Source organism: uncultured Veillonella sp. (genome assembly GCF_963522475.1).
Lineage (GTDB): Bacteria > Bacillota > Negativicutes > Veillonellales > Veillonellaceae > Veillonella.
This window is the reverse complement of record NZ_CAUQYW010000009.1, coordinates 22,333-42,120: the sequence shown is the minus strand read 5'-3', so window position 1 is coordinate 42,120 and position 19,788 is coordinate 22,333. Positions and strand designations below refer to the sequence as shown.

Below are 19,788 nucleotides of genomic sequence, written 5' to 3'. Positions count from 1 at the left end.
ATATGTCAGCTGATTTCTAGCCGTTGATAAAATGATTTCAGAAAATGCATATTCTCCGTTATATCTATTAGCAGAAACAGCGATAGTTTTATTCCCAAATTCTATCGGATAGCGCACAGTCCAAGGCTTGGGTTGATTATAAGCATTAAATAATATCCACTGGGTATCAAGCCTTCCCTACGACTGCCCAAACAAAGCTACCTGTATCAGCTCTATTGGTTAAGAATCGGATAGTGGTTCTATTAGTTTGAGAGAAACCACTGTTCCAAGTAATAAAGCATTCTGCGCCAGAAGTAGCAACACTAACAGAGTCATCGGTAGCTAAGGCAATTAGTACAGTGACGCTAATCGGTAGCGAAATATCTTTATAATATTTATTGGCATCAAACCACGATATTCCCCACTGGATAGTGAAACCGTTGGCGAACTTCACGAAACCCGCATTAGCATCGAGTTTAGATGCCACGATAGCGCCTTGGCCGAGAAGATTTTTTATATCCTTCAATGTAGCAACTGGATTTTCTTGCCAGTTAGTTGCACCAAGGATTTTGGCAATCATAGCCGTAATCGCTGGATGAGATGAAATATCTGTGTTATGTTGCTTAACTGCTTCTGTTAACTGCTCACGTGTTACCAACGCACCCATATTAACAGTTAACGATACATTTCCTGTATTACTAAATACCATTCCGATGGTTAATTCTTGAGATACAACTACCGAGCCACTTTCTGCCGGCATTCTGTCCGGTTCAGGGTCCGTAAGGTATGCATACAATATTTCGCCTTTATCAGGATCTTGTGCAAATAACCCGATTTCAGACATTCGGAATGCTTCGTGCACGCCTGTATTAGTTATAACTGTATCAACACTTACAATTTTACCTTCTAGCTTAACTACAAAATTAGTAGTCTCCCATTTAGAGGAGATTACATCAGTTAATGCCAATGGATTCGTTGCATTAACACCACTACCGACTTTGATTTTCGTGAATGTCAGTTTAGTCTTGCCCGCATTTACCTTTGCTTGCAAAGCAGCACCAACATCAGTCATGGTTGCATTTGACCATTCTGCCATATATTCCTCCTATCTAACGCTATTATCTAGCGCTACATTAATCTTCGTTTTCTTTGATTCAACTGTGTAAGACGTTACATGGGCATTCAAATTAATACGCCATGCATTTGTAAAGTCACACTTGATATTCACTTTTTTAGCTACACCGCACCACCCGGCAAAATATTTATTGAAGTTAATTCGACGAATGAATTCAATACCATCTAACCAGGACCGTACATTCTTGGCGGCATTGATAGCGCGTATAAGCTTAACAATATCCGATTTACCGGTTAATGGCGCTGTAATGAGCGTAACCTTAAAATAATAAGGCTTACTTCCATACTCGAACCATTCTGCTATTTTCGAATCTGAATATATAGTCTGTACGGCTTTTTCAACAGCATATGGCGTGCCTTTATGGCGGTGAATATCAATTGAATTCTTCACCATTTCGCGTTTAGTCGCTATCGGTAGCCCGCTGTCATAGTCATCCACGTGTAATTGATATGCTAAATGATCAATTACACTCTCTGATTCAGTATCAATAGACGACCATAATAGTAGAGTAGATGTATTCATAAATTCGGCCAGCATATCGTCCCAAGTTTTAGCAAGGGACTTAATTGGTTCCTTATCGATTGAGGACGGAAGATGATCCGCACTAGAATACTTACTATCAAGTATCATTCTTCCTCACTTCCTGCTAATACTACAGCGATTGTATTAGCTACTGCTACTCCACTTTGCGCTGCAATAGGAGTAAATACGGGCGTCGTTACTTCAACACGTTTAATTCCTGCTACATCCATAAGCATTTGCACCAATCGGCTAGGCACTATATCACGGCCTAATTTTGACTTTTGCCATATTACATAATCATTGACCGCTTTATCTGCCTTAGCTTTTACTACCGTGGCATCAGCGCCTTTTTCAATGTAATACTTAGCGTCGATGTTATATTGCGTAGTAGTAGGTGCTAATACAGTCAGCTTATCAGTCAGAGGTCTACGTTTCTTATCAGATAAATAATCCGTAATAGTCTTGAGCAATTCTTGCCCTGGAAGTCCTCCTCCTGCTAATAAGGGATAAATATTAACCTCCCCTGGACGTGGAGAAGATACTCCTACATCTGCCACAAGGTGCGATGCAGATTTTGTGAAATATTCATACGCCCCTTCAGGTCCTGCTACAGAAAACGATTCTGGAGCCTCATGAATACGTTCGCGATACGATTCGTCATCCTCTGTATCCGAACCGCCTTCAGATAAAGTTATATTACGCATCGTATCCACGTAAGCTATAGGGTCAATGATTGTGCTTATCTCACCTGGCTTAAACCCATTGCCCCGCGCCCCGGCAATTTGTGCCTCAGCTTTTACAGAACCGCTGAGTTGTCCAGGTAAAATTACCAAGTCCTCAACAGTAGCAAAATATTCGCCACCTCCAGTAGATACCCTAGTCCCCTTTTGGATAATAACTGAGCTTGTACGTACTGCAGACAAGGTGGCCTGAAGCGTTGTGGTAGCTTTTGTTGCCTGTAGTCGCTCAACGGCGGCAGGAACAGCTCCTACGTGATCCAAGTTATCACCTTCTGCGTAGGCTAATAAATTTTGCTTTGCTGCATAATTGGCATCGTTTAATAATCGGATTATAATTTCCGAAATTACATTTAAAAATAAAGTAACAGGGTCGCCCTCTCCCAAGGTTCGCCCTGTTATTGTTGTGTAAATATCAAATACCTTTTGTTGAATATGCTCTTTATCTGTATTAAAGAATTCAACATTAGGTAAATCAGATAGTTTCATATAGTCACCATCACTTTCGGAATCAACGCACCATTTTGTGTGGCAGTAAATGATATATCACTAATTTTGGCACGAGGCTCGTACCGTTTAATTTGTTGAAATATGTCATTAGATAGATGCGCTTGAGCTTGATGGATAGGCATATCAATAATACGGCCATCAATACCAAACTCCCTATCTAGTGGCACACTTCCACGAACAGTAGAAATAATCGTTTGCACATTTTGCAAAATCTCAGCAACTTCACTTTCAGGTGCTAGCGATATCCTATTATCCGTAACTGGCTTAATTTCATACGTTGCTGACATAGCTAGAACCTCCGTAATATCGTATTAACCTTATTAAATGTATTACCATATTTATTAAGAAGAGATTTTTCCTCTACGGTGTTCTTGTCCGGATATTCTTCAAGGGTTAGAGATACCTCAATGGATTGTGTCTTACCGTAGGCATCTGTGAATAGATTATCTTCGCTCATAGACATGATTACAAAGTAGTTTTGACTAACAGGCTTACCGCCGATAATAAACGGCAATACGGCCCCTGTATCACGATACTTTCGCAACTTCTTAACAGTACTATCCGGAGATTGGCCAAGCGATGCAGAAATAAGAATCTTACAGGTAATCTGTTCTACGTCCGGACCACTAAATTGTTTAACCGGCTTTTCTAGCATCAAATTGTGCTTTTCCCATCTAGCACTACCTGAACGCGTTACGTCAGATACAGTAAGAACATTGTCTAATGCGGTATAGAATACTATATCCGCTAAATATCCGATATACATCTATACCTCCTATTCTGGTCCTGATGTTGTAGAACCGCCAGACACTACACCGCCATGAACATGATGAACTAAGGAAATACCATTAACCACTACATCTCCACTACTTGCACTAATTGATAAAGTGCCTCCAACATTGATCGTCATATCGCCAGGAACAGTGAGCACACGTTTACCATTATCTGCGCCGCCTGGAGTTGGATCCGCACTACTAAAGAATGTCCCAATAATGAATCCATCAGAAAAGCCACGACCTGACCGATTTGGTAGCATAATGCATAATACCTGGTCGTCGATAGCCGGCATCCAATAGTCCTTATCGTGTGCTGCACCTCGATTAATGACAGATAATGGTGCCGTTACGACACCTTCTCTATCGAGGCGCGTAACTACGGCTTTACCCTCTTCTGGAATTGTACTTGCTACATTTCCGATAAATATCATATCCGATAATGTCGATAATATAGAATCAGTAGCCATTTAAACACCTCCTTACATCAATCGACGTAGAATAATTAGACCCTAATGTATGTGTCGCTTTAGTAATTAAATAATTACCATCGAACACCCCAAACCCTTCGAGCTTAACAGTAACCGATGCCATAATAAGAGGATTCCCAGGAAAACTAAAAGACATTGTATCCGCTTCTTTATTAGCTTCTCTAAGCTTCTTCTTAGCAAGTCTAGTTGCTTCAGCCTTGTCTTTTACCTGCTCATTAACCTCTAATACAGCAAGGTACGTATGGCCCTTACGGTCAGGATCTTCAAATGTATCCTCAATTACAGTTTTCTTATCTTTGTCTGTATATTTCACATGGCATGCTCGATATACTTCACGAGTTTTACTTTTATACGAATAAGATATTGCCCTAGTAATAATCAAAGGTGGTTGTTCACCTTCTTTAGTTTGTACAGGTTGATATTGTCCACCTGGTCTACGAATTATAACTTTAGGCTTCACGTTTTCGTATTTGTAATCATCGAATATAATCAACTGCTCGGTGGATACCTTAAGAGAAAACCCCGCATCATTGCATAATTTCTGCAAGAATGCGAGGTCTGATTCAGCACTTTGAGAGGCATCTTTTAACGGTGGGTCAAAATCAGCGTCCCATACTAACTTTAACTTATTATCTTTTGCTTTTTCGGTAGCAATCGCTTTAAGCGTTGTATCTTTCCACGATTTGTCTTTCTTCTTCTCCCGTAAGTCAGTACTACCGATAATAGCGACACCTTTGATTTTGACTACATCCGGAAGGCTACTTCCTTCGAATTCATCGATTTCAAATTTGCCGATTGGTAACGTAAATTGTTCATCCCCTAATTTCTCCCATGCTACTGTATTAATAGCGACTTCTAGTAATGATCCTTTCACAGGATACCAATCACCGACCCACAGACGCCCCCTATCCTCTAATGAGATAGCCACGTCATCTACAGTGCCTGAAAGGTTATCCGTGAAAGTTACATCAAGAAGATATTTACTAATATCGTCGGTGATATCCTTTGACTCCTTACTCCCCCAATGTTGGTAGCCAATTGTACACCATGCCCGCCGTGCTAGCTTCGTTTGTGGGGTTAAATCCTTTTTCCATTTTTGGACCTTAGCTAGGCTCTTTTGTAAGCTCATAAACTATCGCCTCCATGGTGGTAAGAATTCAGGTAAAGAGTCAGCAGGAACATCTGGGCATGTTAACACAACACCTGCGGAAAATATCGCCGTATTACGGTGCTTTTGATTGGCTTCTAACAATAAATTGATATATCGTTCGTTACCATACACCTTATAGGCGATTAAGTCCCACATATCCCCTTGTATTGTTGTATAACTAGTCATAACTCAACCTCCGTTGCCCAGTGGTATAGCTACGCATCATTTGTTTAAATTCACGCATTTTAGCGTCTAATGCTGACATAATATCATCTATTGAGCCATTACCTGCGTTAATGACAGGTGCGAATGTGATTTGCACAGGCGATCCGCTATTACTACTAGCTGAAGTCTTAGGTAAGCTAGGGGCTAGAGATACAGTAGGTGCTGCAGCAGTCTGCGCTCCACTCACACCTAGCATTCGTCCAGCCGTTTGCCATAAATTCATAGCATTTGCACTACCATCAATAGGAACTACAACTTCTGGATAACCAGCTTCGCCTATCCATGATAATTCTGGGGATGTAATAACACCACCGTTTGCTCTCTTACCAACCTCTCCAGCTGCGGAAACGCCAACAGTAAAGCCTCCACTAAATTGAGCCTTAATGCTTTCCCATGCCCCTGCAATTGCGTTAGATACCGCACTCGGGATTTGACTTACCCAGTTTACCACAGCATTATAGGCGTCACTCGCCCATTGCTCTGCAGCCGCTACAAACGCCGCTCCGGCTTCTGCACAGGCACTAGGTAAGTTCACAAGGAAATTAATAACATCATTAACTAAATTACTAATCCAAGAAGTAGCCGTAGCGTACGCTTCAGAAGCAAACGAAATAACCGCTGATACGAATTCAGCCCCCAATGCAATCATGTAGGTAGGTAAATTAATTAAGAAGTTATAAATCCTATCAACCATAGCCCCAAAAGTAGTAACTGCGAAGTTATAACACTCTGTGGCAAATGATACGACGGCAGATATAACAGCAGTACCAACTTGTACCGCAATCTCAGGCAATCGCATAATAATACCTATAATAAATCCTACGGCCATACCAATATATGTTGGTAAGTTAAGCCATAAATTTACGAAGGCTATTACTGCCGCTTTCAACGCATTGAACACGCTTAGTCCTATTGATAATAGGCCATTTATCACAGTCATAATACCCGATATAATGGCGCTCCATGCAGAACTTAAAGCAGAACACACACTATCCCATATCGAACTTAGTCCAGAACATACACTATCCCAAACAGATGTTAAGGTAGCACAGATAGTATCCCAGTTAGTTACTAATAGGTATATCGCTGCAATAATCGCCATAATAGCAATCACCCAAGGCCCACCTATTAAAGCACTCGCCGCTTTGAAAGCACCCATTGCCGTTTCTACACCTTTAAAAGCTGTAGTGATTGTAGTAATACCCGATGCCAGTTTTGTAGCAGTACCATATAGTAAGGCTAATTTCAATCCATTTGTAACTACGGCTGCAATAGCTTCCTTATTATCCTTCATGAACGTTACAACAGCTTGTAATACCGGTATCAATGCCGGTAATATTTGCTGGGCAATCGGTATAAATGCTTGCGCCAATCCTAATGCAACCTGCGTAGCTTCCGCTTTCAGGATGTTCATCTGTAGCCATATTTCATGGAGTGATTTAGGATCTATACCAACACCTTTAATTTGTGATGCGGCTGCTTGTGCATCTGCGTAATTTTCAAAGACTTTAGTAAGCTCCATGCCTTTGGCACCTAGTGTTTCAAGCATGAATTCTTGGCCGCGCCCTTGTGCTACCGCATTTTGGTACCCTTTAGCCATTGCATCCAACTGTTGATTCATAGGCAATAATTTACCATTGGCATCGGTCAAGGACACACCAAATTGACTAAGATATCCTTGCAATGCTTCAGCACTTTTACCACCACCAGCCAAAGTCTTATCCATTTTGGCAAAAGATTTGGCAGCTACTTCTACATCCACACCGCTTAACGTCATAATCTTTTTAAATTGAGACGTCTCAGCAGTTGTCATATGTAGTTTATTGGACAATTGGTATAGTGCCTCGCCCGCATTTACAACGTTATCTATAATTGCACCAATTCCAAAACCACCGGCTGCGACCATAGCAAAATTTGCAAGCTTTCCTGTAACGCCACTTACTGCGGCGCTTGCACCTTGCGCGGCGGATGCTGCTCCTGCTAAAGGGCTTGCACCTCCCATTTTACTGATAGCATTTTGATGCGCGGTCTGACTTGCAATATTAGACCGCAACTGGGCCTGTCTTTGTAACATAGAATTCAGTTTTTGCTCAGCAGCAATAGCCGCATTTCTATCACTAACATTCCCTGACTTTTGTGAGACAGCTTGCAGTTTTCTGTATTGTGCTTGTTGTTCCTTGATTGCGTTTGATAGTTTGTTGAGTTCCTGAGATGCTTTTGATACAGAGGAGGATAACCCGCCGTCGAGTTTACCTTTAATGGCAATCGCCATTTCTAAGACTTTATTGGCCATTATTTTCTCCCTTTCATCGCTTTATTCTCACGCTCGATACCATCACTAATGAGCTGAACGTGGACTATGAACTCATCCACGTCTAGCTCTCGAATAAAGTAATCCATTGACGTGCTTGTGTATTTACTACACGTAATCGCACACTCTGTAAAATACCTTTCTAGGTCAGTTATTTTTCGGAATTGAGCAAAAAATTCTGTACCTCTAAGCACACTCTAGTGAAATCAGCAGCCGGAAGACTATAAATATCATCGACTTTACAACCGCATACAGCAGCTGCTACATGTGCTTGATACGTCATGGATAATGCAGGAACTGTGATAGTTTTATCTTCATGCTTTGCAGACTTCTCACATTTAATTAATGTATAACCGCTGATTCCTTCAAATTGTAAGGAATGCCCTGCTTTTACTAATTCAATACCAGTTGTTTCGTTCATAGTACTTTGTTTACTCATTAGTGATCGTCCTTTCTACAGACTAAATACCGAGTGCAGCACGAACATCGCCAAGGAAGTCAGTGCCATCAGAAATAGAATCCTTATATGCGTATTTATCGATTTCACGAACTACCTTGCCATTTTGTTCTAGTTTCAAATATGTGGTTTCGATTGTGTTCGTTGCATCAATTGTATTGCCAGATTCATATGTGCCGTTTTCTTTAGATTTAGCACGGCCACGAATAACAGCACGTGTAGGCACAATTACATATTTATCTTTACCGCTATCCCAACATTGGATAGCACCGCGTACTTCTAAACGCACGCCACGTCCACCTGTAAGGCGGTGTGTAGTTTCGGTTGGAGTGTTCCAAGTAAGTTTAGTTTCCATAGAAGAGTAGTGCCCAATAACTGGCGCTTCTACTTCACCTGCTATGCCCACACCTTTTACAGTTTGAGTCATTACAGATTCACTAGGTAATTCCACTTTGGCAACGCCTAAACAGTTGTCAGAACCTTCTTCATATACACGGAAGTCATTAAGCACTTCCGGCACTTGGTTGATAGATGCCATGATTAATTACCCCTTTCTATACTGTTTGAAATAATGTTTTGAAATAGGAAACATCGTATTCAGAAATACTTTCAATTTCTTGCGCTGGAATTGGAGGCGTACGGTATTTATGGAAGCGAATAATACCATTCAACAAGTCTGTTGTAGGGTTTTCTGCTTCTTTAAATTCAATACGACCGCCCAAAATAAAGCCTCGAGAAGTAAGACCGTTAAGACGGATTGTTTCACTATCAAGAATTGTTTTGATATTACGTGGCAAAACAGGCATATCCACTTTTTGCCAATACGTTAAGATGAATGTTTGGTCATCCCAATCATTGAAACGACGTACACAAATAAATGTATCCTTAACATCAGTTGTGCCTGGATATGCGCCTGTATAGTTGCCCCAAGATACCCAACCATTGATGTTAACAGCCGTCATAATACCTTGAGAGTTCAATAAGTTCGCTTGGGAATGTGTAAGCATAACTTCCTTACCATTAGCCAAACATAACCCAGTGATGTTCATAGGTTTATTAGAAGGAGATAGCGTAGGAATATCGCTATTAGATGCATCGCATTTACCCATAATGCCCATAATATGCGTAGACATATGGAACACATAGTCGCCATTGCGAACTTTTGGCCAACATACGACTTCGGATTCGCCTGTATAGCTATTACCTTTCTTCCATTCATAAGCATCTGTGTATTTAACAACTTGCGTAGTATCGATATCAACTAATGTTGTCGCTCTAAATAAGTTATTAATAACACGAGATTTTGCTTTCATAACGGATGCTACTGTAGGATTTTGAGAGAAACCCGGTGCAGCAATAAGACCTGGCACAATGCCGAAATGATGATAGATTGTATCAATCAATTCAAAGCCGGTTGCTTTATCGTTGCTATCCACACCGCCGATTACATTTCTATAATCAAAGTTTTCTACATCAAGTTCATCATAAGTAAGGTTTAAGGTAGTAGCTGTATCAAACTTTCCACCTTTTACAACAGAGATAACCAATTGATTTTTGTCATCAAATGCTGCCGTGTAATCTGTGTTAGCTACACCTGTTTGACCACCACTAGATACTTGTAAGGTATTAAGCAATACGGCTGCTTTTACTACACATTTCTTTTCTGCCAATGTAGCAGTTGTTGTAGTGGATTTCTTATGCTTAGCAGGATCCAATATATTAACAAATACGATTGGAGCTACACCATACAATTTGAATTGTGCATACATCGCTTCACATAATGTGAAATGTGCCCAATCTTCAGAGTAGCCAAGTTGTTGAACAGCTTCTTCCCAGCTGTAGCAGATGATTGGCTTGTTGACTACCGCACTAGGGTCTTCTGTAAGGTGTACAGGTGCAGTACCGAACACAACTGGAAGACCGGCAGTAGTTTGGACAGGAGCAATTACAGAGGTAGCTTGCTCACTTGTTTTGACGCCATGATAAAAGGCCATTTACTTCACTCCTTTATAATTTTTCAATGCGTTTACATAAAATACATTTAATTGCGTGCCTTGTGTTTTGACATCAATCATTGCCTGATTAAGCTCGTCTAAAGGCACGAATAAATGCATAAAAACAGGGTCTTCCGCTTCCGGCAGTGGCGCGCCATTGCTAAATACCATGAATTGATTTAGCCGGCTACCTCGGAAAGAAGGCCCAACATATACAACAGGGTTCATTGTTGTCTCCTATTCAATTGCTTTGTTATACGCGAATATCTCATTTAAGTTTCTACGAATAACTGGAATATACACTTCAAATTCAAGATATCCGACCCATTGAGGGTACGGTTGGTCATCAGGAATGGTTGTATTAACGGTATTATCCTTAATTTCATATTTAAGTGCTACTGGATTATCGGACAATAACCGCTCACGTACCGTCTCTAATAAGTGATACAGTCCAATATGTCCTTTAGTTAAGGCTTCATCATAAGTAGTCACCAATACAGTAATACCTACAGTTGAACTATCCGCATCACTAACAGAGTACGGATGCACTACTACCGCAGGGCATAATTTGCGCTTGTCTTCATTCTTATCCACTCTTGGTAAGAAACCGCTCCATACTCGAATAGGGCTCGTGGTAACATCACTGGTTTCATTTAGCTTGCGCAACTCTTTCATGAGATAGGTAGCAATGTCGTCTGATACGTCTAATGGTGTCATTAGTTACCTCCTAACGCGCGCTCTAATTCGTGATATAGGCGCTTTTCATACATTTCCATGCCTTCTTTTTGCATGGCATTCATAACAGTTTCATTACCAAACATTTGCGGTAAAGCCGGTCCATATATTCCCTTTAGTGGATATCTGTCCTTGCCTTGGCGTTTTATAAAGATACCGGATGTACTAACAAAGCCATTGGGCACCTTTGTTTCTGTACCTTTTTTAATCGATACAAACACACCTTTTCGCTTAAGTGATTTAATTTTGAAGTACTTTTGAGCGCTAGTATATCCACCTTTGATACGCATTTCTGTGCCATCATTCAATTTATTGATAGATACACCGGACTTTACAACCGATACACCTTTAATAGCATAGATATTCCGTAGTGCTTGCGTACCTGCTTTTCTTGCAGTCGTTGCAGCGCGCTTTGATGCGGCTTGGCAGACACGTCGAACTCTATCTTCTTTTAACGTTTCCAGTGCTTTTTCAATTGTTGCTACTGCACTTTTATCAAGTTCTAGCTCAACCATCCGTCAACACCGCCTCTAGCTTCTGCTCTTAATTCAATGGATACTAACCCATCTTCTTCCATTGCACTTTGAACGACGTAAACATCTCCGTCTAATCGGAATACGTTCCCCTGTGATGGAATTTCAGGGATGTCCGTTAATTTGCAATGCACAAATACAGACACCCCGTGCAATCCGTCATTTGATACGTGAGAGCCATTCGATAGGAATGACTCCCTCGCCGTTGGCGATTGGATAACCGCTTTAGCTACTGTGCCATTTAGATTATGCCCTTCGGCGAATTCGTCTTCATTAAGGAATACATCGTCAATATCGCTTTCTAGGTAATCTCTAAATCGCATTATTTTTTCACCGCAGCTTCCGCATCAACTTCAGGTAATTCCATTTCTTCTTCCGGTTCATCAGGAACGACTTCCAATGGCTCCGGTACTTCAATAGGATCATCTTCAGCAGATTCAAACTTTTCAGATTCAAGCAAGGATAACGCAATCGCTTTCTTTTTGATGTCGACTACTTCACCTTTGCCATACATCTCGCCTTCATGTGCTAAATAACCCTTTAATACTCTGATTTTCATAAGTAGGTTACCCCCTATTTAGTCTTAATAGTAGCCCAATCGTCGATAGTTTCAGGAATCAATACACAACGGGAGTATACAGACAATGTTAATTCTTGTGTAGCTTTATTAGCATAGTAGTAAGGAACATAAATACCTGCATATGTAGTGAATTGATTATCATCGTTAAGCAATGTTACTGCCGCATGTTGTTGACGACCACGACCTGGAACACCTAATACCGCAGCATCATCACCGATAAAGGATTTTAATCTGCCTTCATCATCTTGATATGTTTCAAGATATGCGTATACATCAATATTCAAGGACATGATACGGCCAACATAACGAACTTGTGGAGATAAGTATTCAGGCGCAAAGTTAAACATTGTCATGTTTTCACGATTAGGAATAGCCAACATTTTGTTGATAGCTGCATTATCAAGAATATATTTTTCAACATTCTTACCAACAACTAAAACAGTTGGTACGATACCTGCATTTTCCTGAATTTTTTCGGACGCCATTTTCAAGTCACCATAAATATCAGCGCCAGCTTGGTCCCATGCAGTAGTAGGTGTGATGTCTTGTTCAAATTCAAAATCAATTTCATCAGTTAGAACAGTTGCACCATCATCAGCATAGCCTTCAACTTTACATTTACCAGTGGTAAGCAAATCGGCCGCCATTTTGTTTTTACGATTGATGATTGTACCTTGCAAATAAGACAAATCTTCAGCTTGCATTTGTGCTGCACGTTGCGCAGGTGTCATTGTAGATACAATATTTTCCGCAAATGCACGTTGTTCTAGCTGCTCAGGATCAATTACTGTACGAGGGCCCATCATAGGTGCTTCATATAAAGCAATTTTAGAGCCGGCACGTTTAACATTTACACCAGATGCGCCACGAGATACAAAAGGTGCTAGAGTGCGACCACGTTTACGAGTTTCTACTGCGATTTTTTTAGAAGTTGCTACTGCTGGAACTTGTGGGAAGAAAGTATCGAGCAAGAAACTTGCCGGAGTTTTCATTCGTTCTACAGCTTGCATTAAAGATAACGTATCTTTGAAATCAATTGCCATTATATAGTTCCTCCTATTTAATGCTAGTTAAGAATAAGTGAGCGTCCTTGAAGTCCGCTTCATGATCATTAATTTTGTAAGCTTGGTCAACTACCAATACTTCACGATTAAAGCGACCAGAGACATATACAGTCACTACATTGTGATCAGTAGTTGTAGTAGTATCAGATACCACGATACCTGCAGGTTTACCGCTTGCAATTTTTTGGAATGTGCCAGCGTTATTTTCAAGAACTTGTCCGCGTTTGTACTCGCCAACTGCTGCTTTTACATTTTGAGTTAATACAGGCACACCGCCACCACCTAATAGGTAATCAGCTGCGACGCCATTTACTTGTTCGAAATACGCCATTATTTACCGCCTTTCTTAGCATTTGCATATGCTACAACTTCATCAACTGCACTAGCTTTAGCTACTGCATCATTAGTTTCTGGTGTAGATGCGCCTTGAGGTGCCACTTTATCTGCACCGGATTCCATTTGATCGATAACCAATTGTCGAATTTGGTCGACTACTTTGTTATCAGTTACAGGAATATCGGATACGGCGGAGATGAAAGGTGTTACTTCATCTACAGTTTTACCTTCTTTAACAGCCACATCTACTAAACGATTGATAACTTCATTGTTACCTTTTAGTGCGTTTAAGGTTTCAACGCGTTCGCGTTCTGCTGTTACTGCTGCATTTTCCGCAGATTCGTTTGTAGAAATACCGAGCAAACCTTTTAAGCTTGCCATGAATTGGTTTTCAGTCATAGGTTTCTCCTTACTTGTTAAAAATTGTTTGATTTTGGCTTCATTTTTGGCAGAATATTTGCAAGATACCTTGTTCACTATAACCATTCCGTTATTCATAACTGCACTATCTGTAATTGCCATATCTACTTCATCAATTAGGCCATAGGACTTCGCCTCGTCCGCTGTAAGCCACGTTTCGTCATCCATAAGTGTATTTATCTGCTCAGGTGTCAAAACATCGCTACGGCTCAAATAAACGTTTGCAATAGTTTGTTTAACACTTTCCAAATAATTCGCCATTTTAGTTAATCCGTCTGCGTCAAAGCTATCACCTAGAAATACAGATGGATTGTGAATCATGTAAAGGGCATTACTTGGCATGATCACCTTATCAGCCGCACATGCAATAATTGTAGCTGCACTTGCGCATAAGCCATCAATATGTGCTGTTACTTTTCCAGTATAGGCTTTGATCATATTGTGAATAGCTTGTGCTGCGAATACGTCACCACCTCCAGAGTTGATGCGCATTGTTAATTCATTACCATTACAACTAGCTAAGTCACTTGCAAATTCACGTGGTGTAATTTCATCGCCCCACCAAGAGGTCTCAGAAATATCGCCATACAAAATCAATTCGGATTGACCAGTACCATCTTGATTTACAAAATTCTTAACAGACCAGAATTTATTCATCCTCCTCACCTCCTTTCGCTTCAGATTTAGAGCCAACGGAAGGATTTACCGCATCAGCTAGCCCCATGCCGTATTTCTCCATGAGTTGCTTTTCAAATGCAAGTTGTGCAATATTTTCTTCAAGGTCTGTCCCTGTCATTTCAGCCGCCTCGCGTTCACGAGTAGAAACTCCATTCTCAACACGAAGGGTACTACCATTCATATCCTTAACAGGGTCAAGGATGGACATAGTTGGTCCAAACCAATCAGCATTGCACCATGCTTTTCGAATTAATGGATCATCAAAAAAACCAGGCGCTTCAATTCGTCCATTGGCTACGGCTTCCATTAGCCAAATCTCATAGATAGGCTGGCAGAAATCACGAGCGAACCACTTGCGCCGTAGTTTATACTCTTCCCACGCCTGTAGCATTGCTGCACGGCTCGCAGAATACGAGGAGTTGAAGTTCTTCATCAATACTTCGTAAGGCTGGTTAAGTGCAGCACCTACTTGTTTGATAAGTTGGGTACTAAATACTTCAAAAGTAGATTGGGCATTGGAAGCATCCACGCTCTTTACATCCACACCTTTCGGTAAGGCATTTAATGTGCCGGGCCCTAAGTTATACTCTGATACATCAACTACTGGTTCCGTTGGATCATCAACACCATTATCGGCCAACATATCATTTAACGACCCGGAGTTAGTAACGGCTTCAGTAAAGAATAGTGCAAAGTACGATTTAATAATCGCAGATGTAAGTTCTGCATTTGTGTACCGATAAACTTGCTTCAATGTTTCAATGACTGGGGCTAAATAAGGCACCCCTCTGTACTGCTCAGGTCTAGTATCGTTACTAATCTGTAATACATTTGGAATGCTTGTACGCTTTCCGTAGGCCTCAACCCTTGCCCATGACGTTAATATACTTGTAATTGGTTCGCCAGGTACCTGATTAGACACCCAGTAAGCTACAATTGCGCCGTCAGTATCAATTTCCACACCATTCAATATGCGATTTCCGTTATCTGAATTAAGTGCTTCAACTCCAGTTGGGTCGCCTGTAGCATACGTTGAAGTGGTGAGCGGGTTGCTTACTCTATTCCCTTCAATTAATTGAAGCCGTAATGTATATGGCATATCTGGCGTAGTGGGCTTACGTCTGAACACTGCAAAACTATCACCATCAGTAAGATACCCTTGATATGCGATACTTTGCATATCGTACAAATTATTTTTGCGATAAATATCACAGTCTTTTGAGTCTGCCCATAAATCGAACTCTGCACGCACCTTACGTGCCCACGCTCTGGCATCCTCTGCAGATATTCCCAAGATTTGAAATTTAGGTTTAGGGAATACATTGAGGCCTGCGCCAACGGTATGGGTAGTACTCGTGTTGATCGCAGCCGTGCCGACTGGTGTATTTATGGCTAAATCTGCAGACCTATCCCGCAAAGTTGATAGATTTGCGCCAATATCAGCCTTATAACCTAGTTTTTTAGGATTGTACCCCTTCAATGATTTGTTATTATGAGAGGCACCACCCTCACTATATCCGCTATTTTGAGCCCTCGGAGTGCCTATTTTAGCGCTAAATTTCTTGTTTTTTCTCGCCATTTTAGCCTCCTAATCTCTAAAAACTACCCGTTTTGATCTGTTTCCGCGCCCATTATCAGTGTCCATATCTGGTAATTTAGCACCCCGTGCCACTAAATCATCAATCATTTTTCTTACTTCAGCCAAATTTGCCCTTGTAAGAGTACGATTTCCGATTGTATAGCTTTGCCCGGTCAATATTGCTTCCTCAGCTTTGACGTACCATTCTAATCGCACATCAATCAGCCTTGGCTTTTTTGAATAACTAGTTGCCATACATCCTCCTAAATATCTGCTACTTTACTAGCTCTACGAACGCGTTTCCTCATTGGTTTCTTCCGCGGGTTAGTCGCTGTTGTAGTAGAATGGCCTCCGCCTTTGACTACTTCCGCCAATCTATCCCAGTCAGGATGGATTGAGTTCATACAAGCTAGGTTGTATACGCGTAAGTCCAAAGGTTCATTTCGAACTCCTGCAGTAGGTTCCCATATCTCGTGAATAACGCCCTTACGTTTTACTTTCTTTTTGTGTTCTGAAATAATCCCCTTGAAGTACAGTTCATCGTACCCTCTTGTTCCTAAGAATTCTTCATCCAACGGGAAATGAAAGTACTTAGCACCAGGTTCATCGATGGCTAACCGGTTCATTACCTGTTGTTTCCCATCGTCAACACCTAGCATCACAAGCGGAATCTTACTTCCTGAAGCTTTACCAATCTTATAATTTAACGGTATACCAGGTGTTCCGGCCGTACCTTTGATGGCAAATCGTTGCTTACTGAAGTTCTTTTCGCAATATTCATATACTTTGGAAGTGTAGTGACCGCCTGAGTCAATGAAAGCACGCGCTACTTTAAGGCCTGTGCCGTTCTTAAATCGGTATACCTTATCAAGCACCGCATCAAGTGCATCCCATGTTGCTTTATTATCAGGCTGACCTAAGATAACGCCCTTACAGATGCCCCAACATTCTTCACCATACCCCCAACCGGTGATTTCATACTCTAACCGATTGTCTTGTGTATCGACGGCACCGGTTAGCAGTAATACACCATCAGGAAGGTCTGCGCCGTACTTTTCACGGCGCCTAATGAATTGTTGATAGTCTTCGAATGCACCTTGTTGTGCATATGATTCACCGAAACGTGTATTCATAACTACCTTTTCACGAGTAGGGTCACCTTTAGCCTCTAGCCATTCCCTCATGATGTCATTCCATGTTAGCCACGGAGACGTGAATCCATTTACAAAAAAACTGCGTATGCCATTATGCAACGCAGCAGGGTTTTTCGATATGTACTTTTGAGGAACTTTCCGCATTTCGTCTTCAGAAAATGTAGATCCGCAATCTGGACACCGCCATTTTACATCACTAACTACTACAATCTTCCGACCTTTAGCGTCCTTATGTTCCTCTGTCTCACATTCCATCTCAGTATGTCGTATCAAGTGGTACTCACCACAATTAGGGCACTCATGTTGCCACTCTTCTTGTGTGCCTGTTTGATACTCTACATCGATTCGTGAACTACCTTCATTTGTTGGAGTAGAAAATAACCCCATGACCCTGTTCCAAAAAGTTGTCATACGTTTGGCAGCAAGGTCTACTGGGTCACCTTCTGTGCCAGCGCTATCGGGGAAGCGGTCTACTTCGTCAGCCAGTAGAACTCGCACAGGACGTGATGCCAATCCTGCCGGACTATTAGCACCGCACATGATAAGACGACCACCAGGGAAGAGTTTAGATAAGATTGTGTTCTTACCATCTCTTGTCTTGGCGCCGTCTTCTGATTTTGTTTCGTAGAATACTTGTGATAGTACTTTCGTATCACGGATCATCGGAGAGATACGAGACTTTGAATAATCTTGAGCCAATTCAATAGTCGGTTGAATCATCATGACCGCACATGGGTCAAGATGAGCGTATCGACCTAGCACATTATTCATTATGTCCGAGTTATGGGTAGGAATAAGATTACGGCCAGCTAGGAATAAATGTGTTGGACTATCGACTTCGATACACACTGTTGCACGATTCGTAACAGGTGTTATGGATACTATTTGTCTGCTAAAAGTTTCGTGTATCCATACTTTCGAATTTAACCAATAAATAATTTTATAAATTGATTTTGTTTCTAAGATAAAGGTGCCATCAGTATCTACATCAACATACCAATCATGATTTTCATCAGCAATTATAACTGCCCCGTCTGAAAACTTAACTTCATAGCAAGGTCTGTTATTCCACACTTCACTAACTGCTACTATTCGAACAGGATTACCATTTTCATCAAAAACTTGATCATTAATGGTTAAGTCGCCCATGCGTTTCCATCCTGTAGTTGTCATAATTGGTGTTTCTACATCAAGAGCCTTCCCGACCTGTGATGCTGACTTAACCACTACCCGATTGATACCAGGTTGCGTGAAAGCATCCATAATATCCTTTTGATATGGTGCTCTACTCGTTTTCCAACGCCCTGGTTCAGCAGAAAGGCCTTGTGATAGCATGCGATAATCGTCAGCCCATTGGCTAACACTGGTTTTTGGTAGTGGTTTTAGTCCCATTTTAGATACATATTGCCATAATTCTTTTGCCGTTTTCATGCTATCACCTCCTTTTTTGCATTAAAAAAGCGCCTAATTTGGCGCTTTTTCATCGTCTAATTCATCACTATCCATGAATAATGACGGCGTATATTCACTTAATTCAGATAATTTATCCTCAATTTCTTGCGTTAACAGGTTATATGCTTCCTCTTTTGTCACATTCTGTAGTTGTGGCGCCAGTTTTGTTGGCAATCCTAACAATTGAGTGCGCAAATTGACAAGCATTTCTGTCATAACCTGTTCTACAGTATCTGCTGAGTACACCTCGCCGTTCATTTTGGCTAGTTTCAACTCGGCAATCTTGCGTTTCGCGCGTTCATTTTTGGCCTTTTCAACCTCGAATACCGCATCATCGGAACTACTTACCTCTTCAGCAGAGGATTGCCCCTTATATTTGACATAATTGATAACGGATTTGATAACCAGGATATTATTCTTTTCATCGGTAGCTAAAACCCCTTCTTGGAGCAGTTGCGAAACACGTTGACGCGAGAGTCCAAGTGCTTTTGCCAGGTTCGACTGAGAGGCCGTTGCTGTTTTCAAATCATCTGTAATTTTCACTTATCAATCAGCCTCCTTTCATTACCTGTATCACTAGCAAGGTCATAAAAAAATTAAAATCTAGGCAATTTTTGGGGTCTCGGCCACCGCAAGAATTTATTTTTCTCTGGAAGAACCTACTCCAAAAAATTACTCAAAAATTCAACGAAACGTGTAATATTTTAAATTTATTTTTTATTATTTAGCGCGCGTACTGCCCCAAAAGCTATCTTAATACATCACGGCTGTTTCTCTTAAATCTGCCGTGTGAACGCGTGCATAATCCGCAATTGCTTTTGTGTGCGTGGTCGTGTGTGATATACGTTTGACACAGGCCGTCATATTCAATTAGTTGTGCTGTGCAAACGCCGTTCTTGTTATTCAGGCATTTACGTTTAATACATTTGACTTTTGTGCTCATACCTTCTCACCTTTAATATTTTGTACGCTC

The 19,788-nt window shown here is 41.1% G+C and carries 24 protein-coding genes; all 24 read right to left on the bottom strand.

Translation table 11 applies throughout. The features are described from left to right. Window positions 1-166: 166 nt before the first annotated feature. Complete coding sequence (locus RWP19_RS06400) at window positions 167-1,075, bottom strand: phage tail protein (RefSeq protein WP_314356941.1); 909 nt, start codon at window positions 1,073-1,075, stop codon at window positions 167-169. 9 nt (window positions 1,076-1,084) lie between these two features. Further along, entirely contained in the window at window positions 1,085-1,744 is a 660-nt protein-coding gene (locus RWP19_RS06395; protein WP_314356939.1) for a phage tail protein I, read from the bottom strand. Then, the gene (locus RWP19_RS06390) at window positions 1,741-2,862 is read right to left on the bottom strand and encodes a baseplate J/gp47 family protein (RefSeq protein ID WP_314356937.1); all 1,122 of its coding nucleotides are present in this window, start codon (window positions 2,860-2,862) and stop codon (window positions 1,741-1,743) included. Before RWP19_RS06390 ends, RWP19_RS06395 begins: the two co-directional genes overlap by 4 nt. Next, entirely contained in the window at window positions 2,859-3,170 is a 312-nt protein-coding gene (locus tag RWP19_RS06385) for a GPW/gp25 family protein (protein WP_314356935.1), read from the bottom strand. The genes RWP19_RS06390 and RWP19_RS06385 overlap by 4 nt, the downstream gene beginning before the upstream one ends. 2 nt (window positions 3,171-3,172) lie before the next feature. Continuing rightward, window positions 3,173-3,649: a phage tail protein gene (locus RWP19_RS06380; protein ID WP_314356934.1), complete on the bottom strand. Its 477-nt coding sequence runs from the start codon at window positions 3,647-3,649 to the stop codon at window positions 3,173-3,175. 9 nt (window positions 3,650-3,658) lie between these two features. Further along, complete coding sequence (locus RWP19_RS06375) at window positions 3,659-4,126, bottom strand: phage baseplate assembly protein (protein WP_314356933.1); 468 nt, start codon at window positions 4,124-4,126, stop codon at window positions 3,659-3,661. After that, a complete protein-coding gene (locus tag RWP19_RS06370; RefSeq protein ID WP_314356931.1) occupies window positions 4,116-5,276 on the bottom strand; it encodes a contractile injection system protein, VgrG/Pvc8 family in 1,161 nt (386 codons plus the stop codon). The genes RWP19_RS06375 and RWP19_RS06370 overlap by 11 nt, the downstream gene beginning before the upstream one ends. A 3-nt stretch (window positions 5,277-5,279) precedes the next feature. Further along, entirely contained in the window at window positions 5,280-5,483 is a 204-nt protein-coding gene (locus RWP19_RS06365) for a tail protein X (protein WP_060924349.1), read from the bottom strand. Then, window positions 5,476-7,815 carry a hypothetical protein gene (locus tag RWP19_RS06360; protein WP_314356930.1) on the bottom strand — a complete coding sequence of 780 codons (2,340 nt, stop codon included), beginning with the start codon at window positions 7,813-7,815 and terminating at the stop codon, window positions 5,476-5,478. The genes RWP19_RS06365 and RWP19_RS06360 overlap by 8 nt, the downstream gene beginning before the upstream one ends. A gap of 169 nt (window positions 7,816-7,984) precedes the next feature. Next, a complete protein-coding gene (locus RWP19_RS06355; protein WP_314356929.1) occupies window positions 7,985-8,272 on the bottom strand; it encodes a hypothetical protein in 288 nt (95 codons plus the stop codon). A 22-nt stretch (window positions 8,273-8,294) separates the two neighbouring features. Then, the gene (locus RWP19_RS06350; RefSeq protein WP_278914764.1) at window positions 8,295-8,828 is read right to left on the bottom strand and encodes a phage major tail tube protein; all 534 of its coding nucleotides are present in this window, start codon (window positions 8,826-8,828) and stop codon (window positions 8,295-8,297) included. Between the two features lie 16 nt (window positions 8,829-8,844). Continuing rightward, on the bottom strand, window positions 8,845-10,284 hold the full coding sequence (locus RWP19_RS06345) for a phage tail sheath family protein (protein WP_314356928.1): 1,440 nt from the start codon (window positions 10,282-10,284) through the stop codon (window positions 8,845-8,847). Next, entirely contained in the window at window positions 10,285-10,512 is a 228-nt protein-coding gene (locus RWP19_RS06340) for a hypothetical protein (protein ID WP_314356927.1), read from the bottom strand. Window positions 10,513-10,521: 9 nt separating this feature from the next. Further along, window positions 10,522-11,001, bottom strand: a complete 480-nt coding sequence (locus RWP19_RS06335; RefSeq protein ID WP_314356926.1) for a hypothetical protein — start codon at window positions 10,999-11,001, stop codon at window positions 10,522-10,524. Then, complete coding sequence (locus RWP19_RS06330; protein WP_314356925.1) at window positions 11,001-11,534, bottom strand: hypothetical protein; 534 nt, start codon at window positions 11,532-11,534, stop codon at window positions 11,001-11,003. Before RWP19_RS06330 ends, RWP19_RS06335 begins: the two co-directional genes overlap by 1 nt. Further along, window positions 11,522-11,875: a hypothetical protein gene (locus RWP19_RS06325; RefSeq protein ID WP_314356924.1), complete on the bottom strand. Its 354-nt coding sequence runs from the start codon at window positions 11,873-11,875 to the stop codon at window positions 11,522-11,524. Before RWP19_RS06325 ends, RWP19_RS06330 begins: the two co-directional genes overlap by 13 nt. Continuing rightward, window positions 11,875-12,111: a hypothetical protein gene (locus tag RWP19_RS06320; RefSeq protein WP_314356923.1), complete on the bottom strand. Its 237-nt coding sequence runs from the start codon at window positions 12,109-12,111 to the stop codon at window positions 11,875-11,877. Before RWP19_RS06320 ends, RWP19_RS06325 begins: the two co-directional genes overlap by 1 nt. A gap of 14 nt (window positions 12,112-12,125) precedes the next feature. Next, window positions 12,126-13,175 (bottom strand): major capsid protein, encoded by a 1,050-nt coding sequence (locus tag RWP19_RS06315; RefSeq protein WP_314356922.1) that lies wholly within the window; start codon window positions 13,173-13,175, stop codon window positions 12,126-12,128. 13 nt (window positions 13,176-13,188) lie between these two features. After that, window positions 13,189-13,527 carry a hypothetical protein gene (locus RWP19_RS06310; protein ID WP_314356921.1) on the bottom strand — a complete coding sequence of 113 codons (339 nt, stop codon included), beginning with the start codon at window positions 13,525-13,527 and terminating at the stop codon, window positions 13,189-13,191. Next, on the bottom strand, window positions 13,527-14,609 hold the full coding sequence (locus RWP19_RS06305; RefSeq protein WP_314356920.1) for a head maturation protease, ClpP-related: 1,083 nt from the start codon (window positions 14,607-14,609) through the stop codon (window positions 13,527-13,529). Before RWP19_RS06305 ends, RWP19_RS06310 begins: the two co-directional genes overlap by 1 nt. Continuing rightward, window positions 14,602-16,209: a phage portal protein gene (locus tag RWP19_RS06300; RefSeq protein WP_314356919.1), complete on the bottom strand. Its 1,608-nt coding sequence runs from the start codon at window positions 16,207-16,209 to the stop codon at window positions 14,602-14,604. Before RWP19_RS06300 ends, RWP19_RS06305 begins: the two co-directional genes overlap by 8 nt. A gap of 9 nt (window positions 16,210-16,218) precedes the next feature. Further along, a complete protein-coding gene (locus RWP19_RS06295) occupies window positions 16,219-16,464 on the bottom strand; it encodes a DUF6148 family protein (RefSeq protein WP_314356918.1) in 246 nt (81 codons plus the stop codon). A gap of 8 nt (window positions 16,465-16,472) precedes the next feature. After that, a complete protein-coding gene (locus tag RWP19_RS06290; protein WP_314356917.1) occupies window positions 16,473-18,794 on the bottom strand; it encodes a terminase gpA endonuclease subunit in 2,322 nt (773 codons plus the stop codon). Between the two features lie 33 nt (window positions 18,795-18,827). Then, window positions 18,828-19,358 carry a hypothetical protein gene (locus RWP19_RS06285; protein ID WP_314356916.1) on the bottom strand — a complete coding sequence of 177 codons (531 nt, stop codon included), beginning with the start codon at window positions 19,356-19,358 and terminating at the stop codon, window positions 18,828-18,830. Between the last annotated feature and the right edge of the window lie 430 nt (window positions 19,359-19,788).

What these genes read in the sequence shown, in the direction of transcription:
- RWP19_RS06400 (WP_314356941.1), bottom strand. Translation starts at nt 1,075, where the DNA reads ATGGCAGAATGGTCAAATGCAACCATGACTGATGTTGGTGCTGCTTTG.
- RWP19_RS06395 (WP_314356939.1), bottom strand. Translation starts at nt 1,744, where the DNA reads ATGATACTTGATAGTAAGTATTCTAGTGCGGATCATCTTCCGTCCTCA.
- RWP19_RS06390 (WP_314356937.1), bottom strand. Translation starts at nt 2,862, where the DNA reads ATGAAACTATCTGATTTACCTAATGTTGAATTCTTTAATACAGATAAA.
- RWP19_RS06385 (WP_314356935.1), bottom strand. Translation starts at nt 3,170, where the DNA reads ATGTCAGCAACGTATGAAATTAAGCCAGTTACGGATAATAGGATATCG.
- RWP19_RS06380 (WP_314356934.1), bottom strand. Translation starts at nt 3,649, where the DNA reads ATGTATATCGGATATTTAGCGGATATAGTATTCTATACCGCATTAGAC.
- RWP19_RS06375 (WP_314356933.1), bottom strand. Translation starts at nt 4,126, where the DNA reads ATGGCTACTGATTCTATATTATCGACATTATCGGATATGATATTTATC.
- RWP19_RS06370 (WP_314356931.1), bottom strand. Translation starts at nt 5,276, where the DNA reads ATGAGCTTACAAAAGAGCCTAGCTAAGGTCCAAAAATGGAAAAAGGAT.
- RWP19_RS06365 (WP_060924349.1), bottom strand. Translation starts at nt 5,483, where the DNA reads ATGACTAGTTATACAACAATACAAGGGGATATGTGGGACTTAATCGCC.
- RWP19_RS06360 (WP_314356930.1), bottom strand. Translation starts at nt 7,815, where the DNA reads ATGGCCAATAAAGTCTTAGAAATGGCGATTGCCATTAAAGGTAAACTC.
- RWP19_RS06355 (WP_314356929.1), bottom strand. Translation starts at nt 8,272, where the DNA reads ATGAGTAAACAAAGTACTATGAACGAAACAACTGGTATTGAATTAGTA.
- RWP19_RS06350 (WP_278914764.1), bottom strand. Translation starts at nt 8,828, where the DNA reads ATGGCATCTATCAACCAAGTGCCGGAAGTGCTTAATGACTTCCGTGTA.
- RWP19_RS06345 (WP_314356928.1), bottom strand. Translation starts at nt 10,284, where the DNA reads ATGGCCTTTTATCATGGCGTCAAAACAAGTGAGCAAGCTACCTCTGTA.
- RWP19_RS06340 (WP_314356927.1), bottom strand. Translation starts at nt 10,512, where the DNA reads ATGAACCCTGTTGTATATGTTGGGCCTTCTTTCCGAGGTAGCCGGCTA.
- RWP19_RS06335 (WP_314356926.1), bottom strand. Translation starts at nt 11,001, where the DNA reads ATGACACCATTAGACGTATCAGACGACATTGCTACCTATCTCATGAAA.
- RWP19_RS06330 (WP_314356925.1), bottom strand. Translation starts at nt 11,534, where the DNA reads ATGGTTGAGCTAGAACTTGATAAAAGTGCAGTAGCAACAATTGAAAAA.
- RWP19_RS06325 (WP_314356924.1), bottom strand. Translation starts at nt 11,875, where the DNA reads ATGCGATTTAGAGATTACCTAGAAAGCGATATTGACGATGTATTCCTT.
- RWP19_RS06320 (WP_314356923.1), bottom strand. Translation starts at nt 12,111, where the DNA reads ATGAAAATCAGAGTATTAAAGGGTTATTTAGCACATGAAGGCGAGATG.
- RWP19_RS06315 (WP_314356922.1), bottom strand. Translation starts at nt 13,175, where the DNA reads ATGGCAATTGATTTCAAAGATACGTTATCTTTAATGCAAGCTGTAGAA.
- RWP19_RS06310 (WP_314356921.1), bottom strand. Translation starts at nt 13,527, where the DNA reads ATGGCGTATTTCGAACAAGTAAATGGCGTCGCAGCTGATTACCTATTA.
- RWP19_RS06305 (WP_314356920.1), bottom strand. Translation starts at nt 14,609, where the DNA reads ATGAATAAATTCTGGTCTGTTAAGAATTTTGTAAATCAAGATGGTACT.
- RWP19_RS06300 (WP_314356919.1), bottom strand. Translation starts at nt 16,209, where the DNA reads ATGGCGAGAAAAAACAAGAAATTTAGCGCTAAAATAGGCACTCCGAGG.
- RWP19_RS06295 (WP_314356918.1), bottom strand. Translation starts at nt 16,464, where the DNA reads ATGGCAACTAGTTATTCAAAAAAGCCAAGGCTGATTGATGTGCGATTA.
- RWP19_RS06290 (WP_314356917.1), bottom strand. Translation starts at nt 18,794, where the DNA reads ATGAAAACGGCAAAAGAATTATGGCAATATGTATCTAAAATGGGACTA.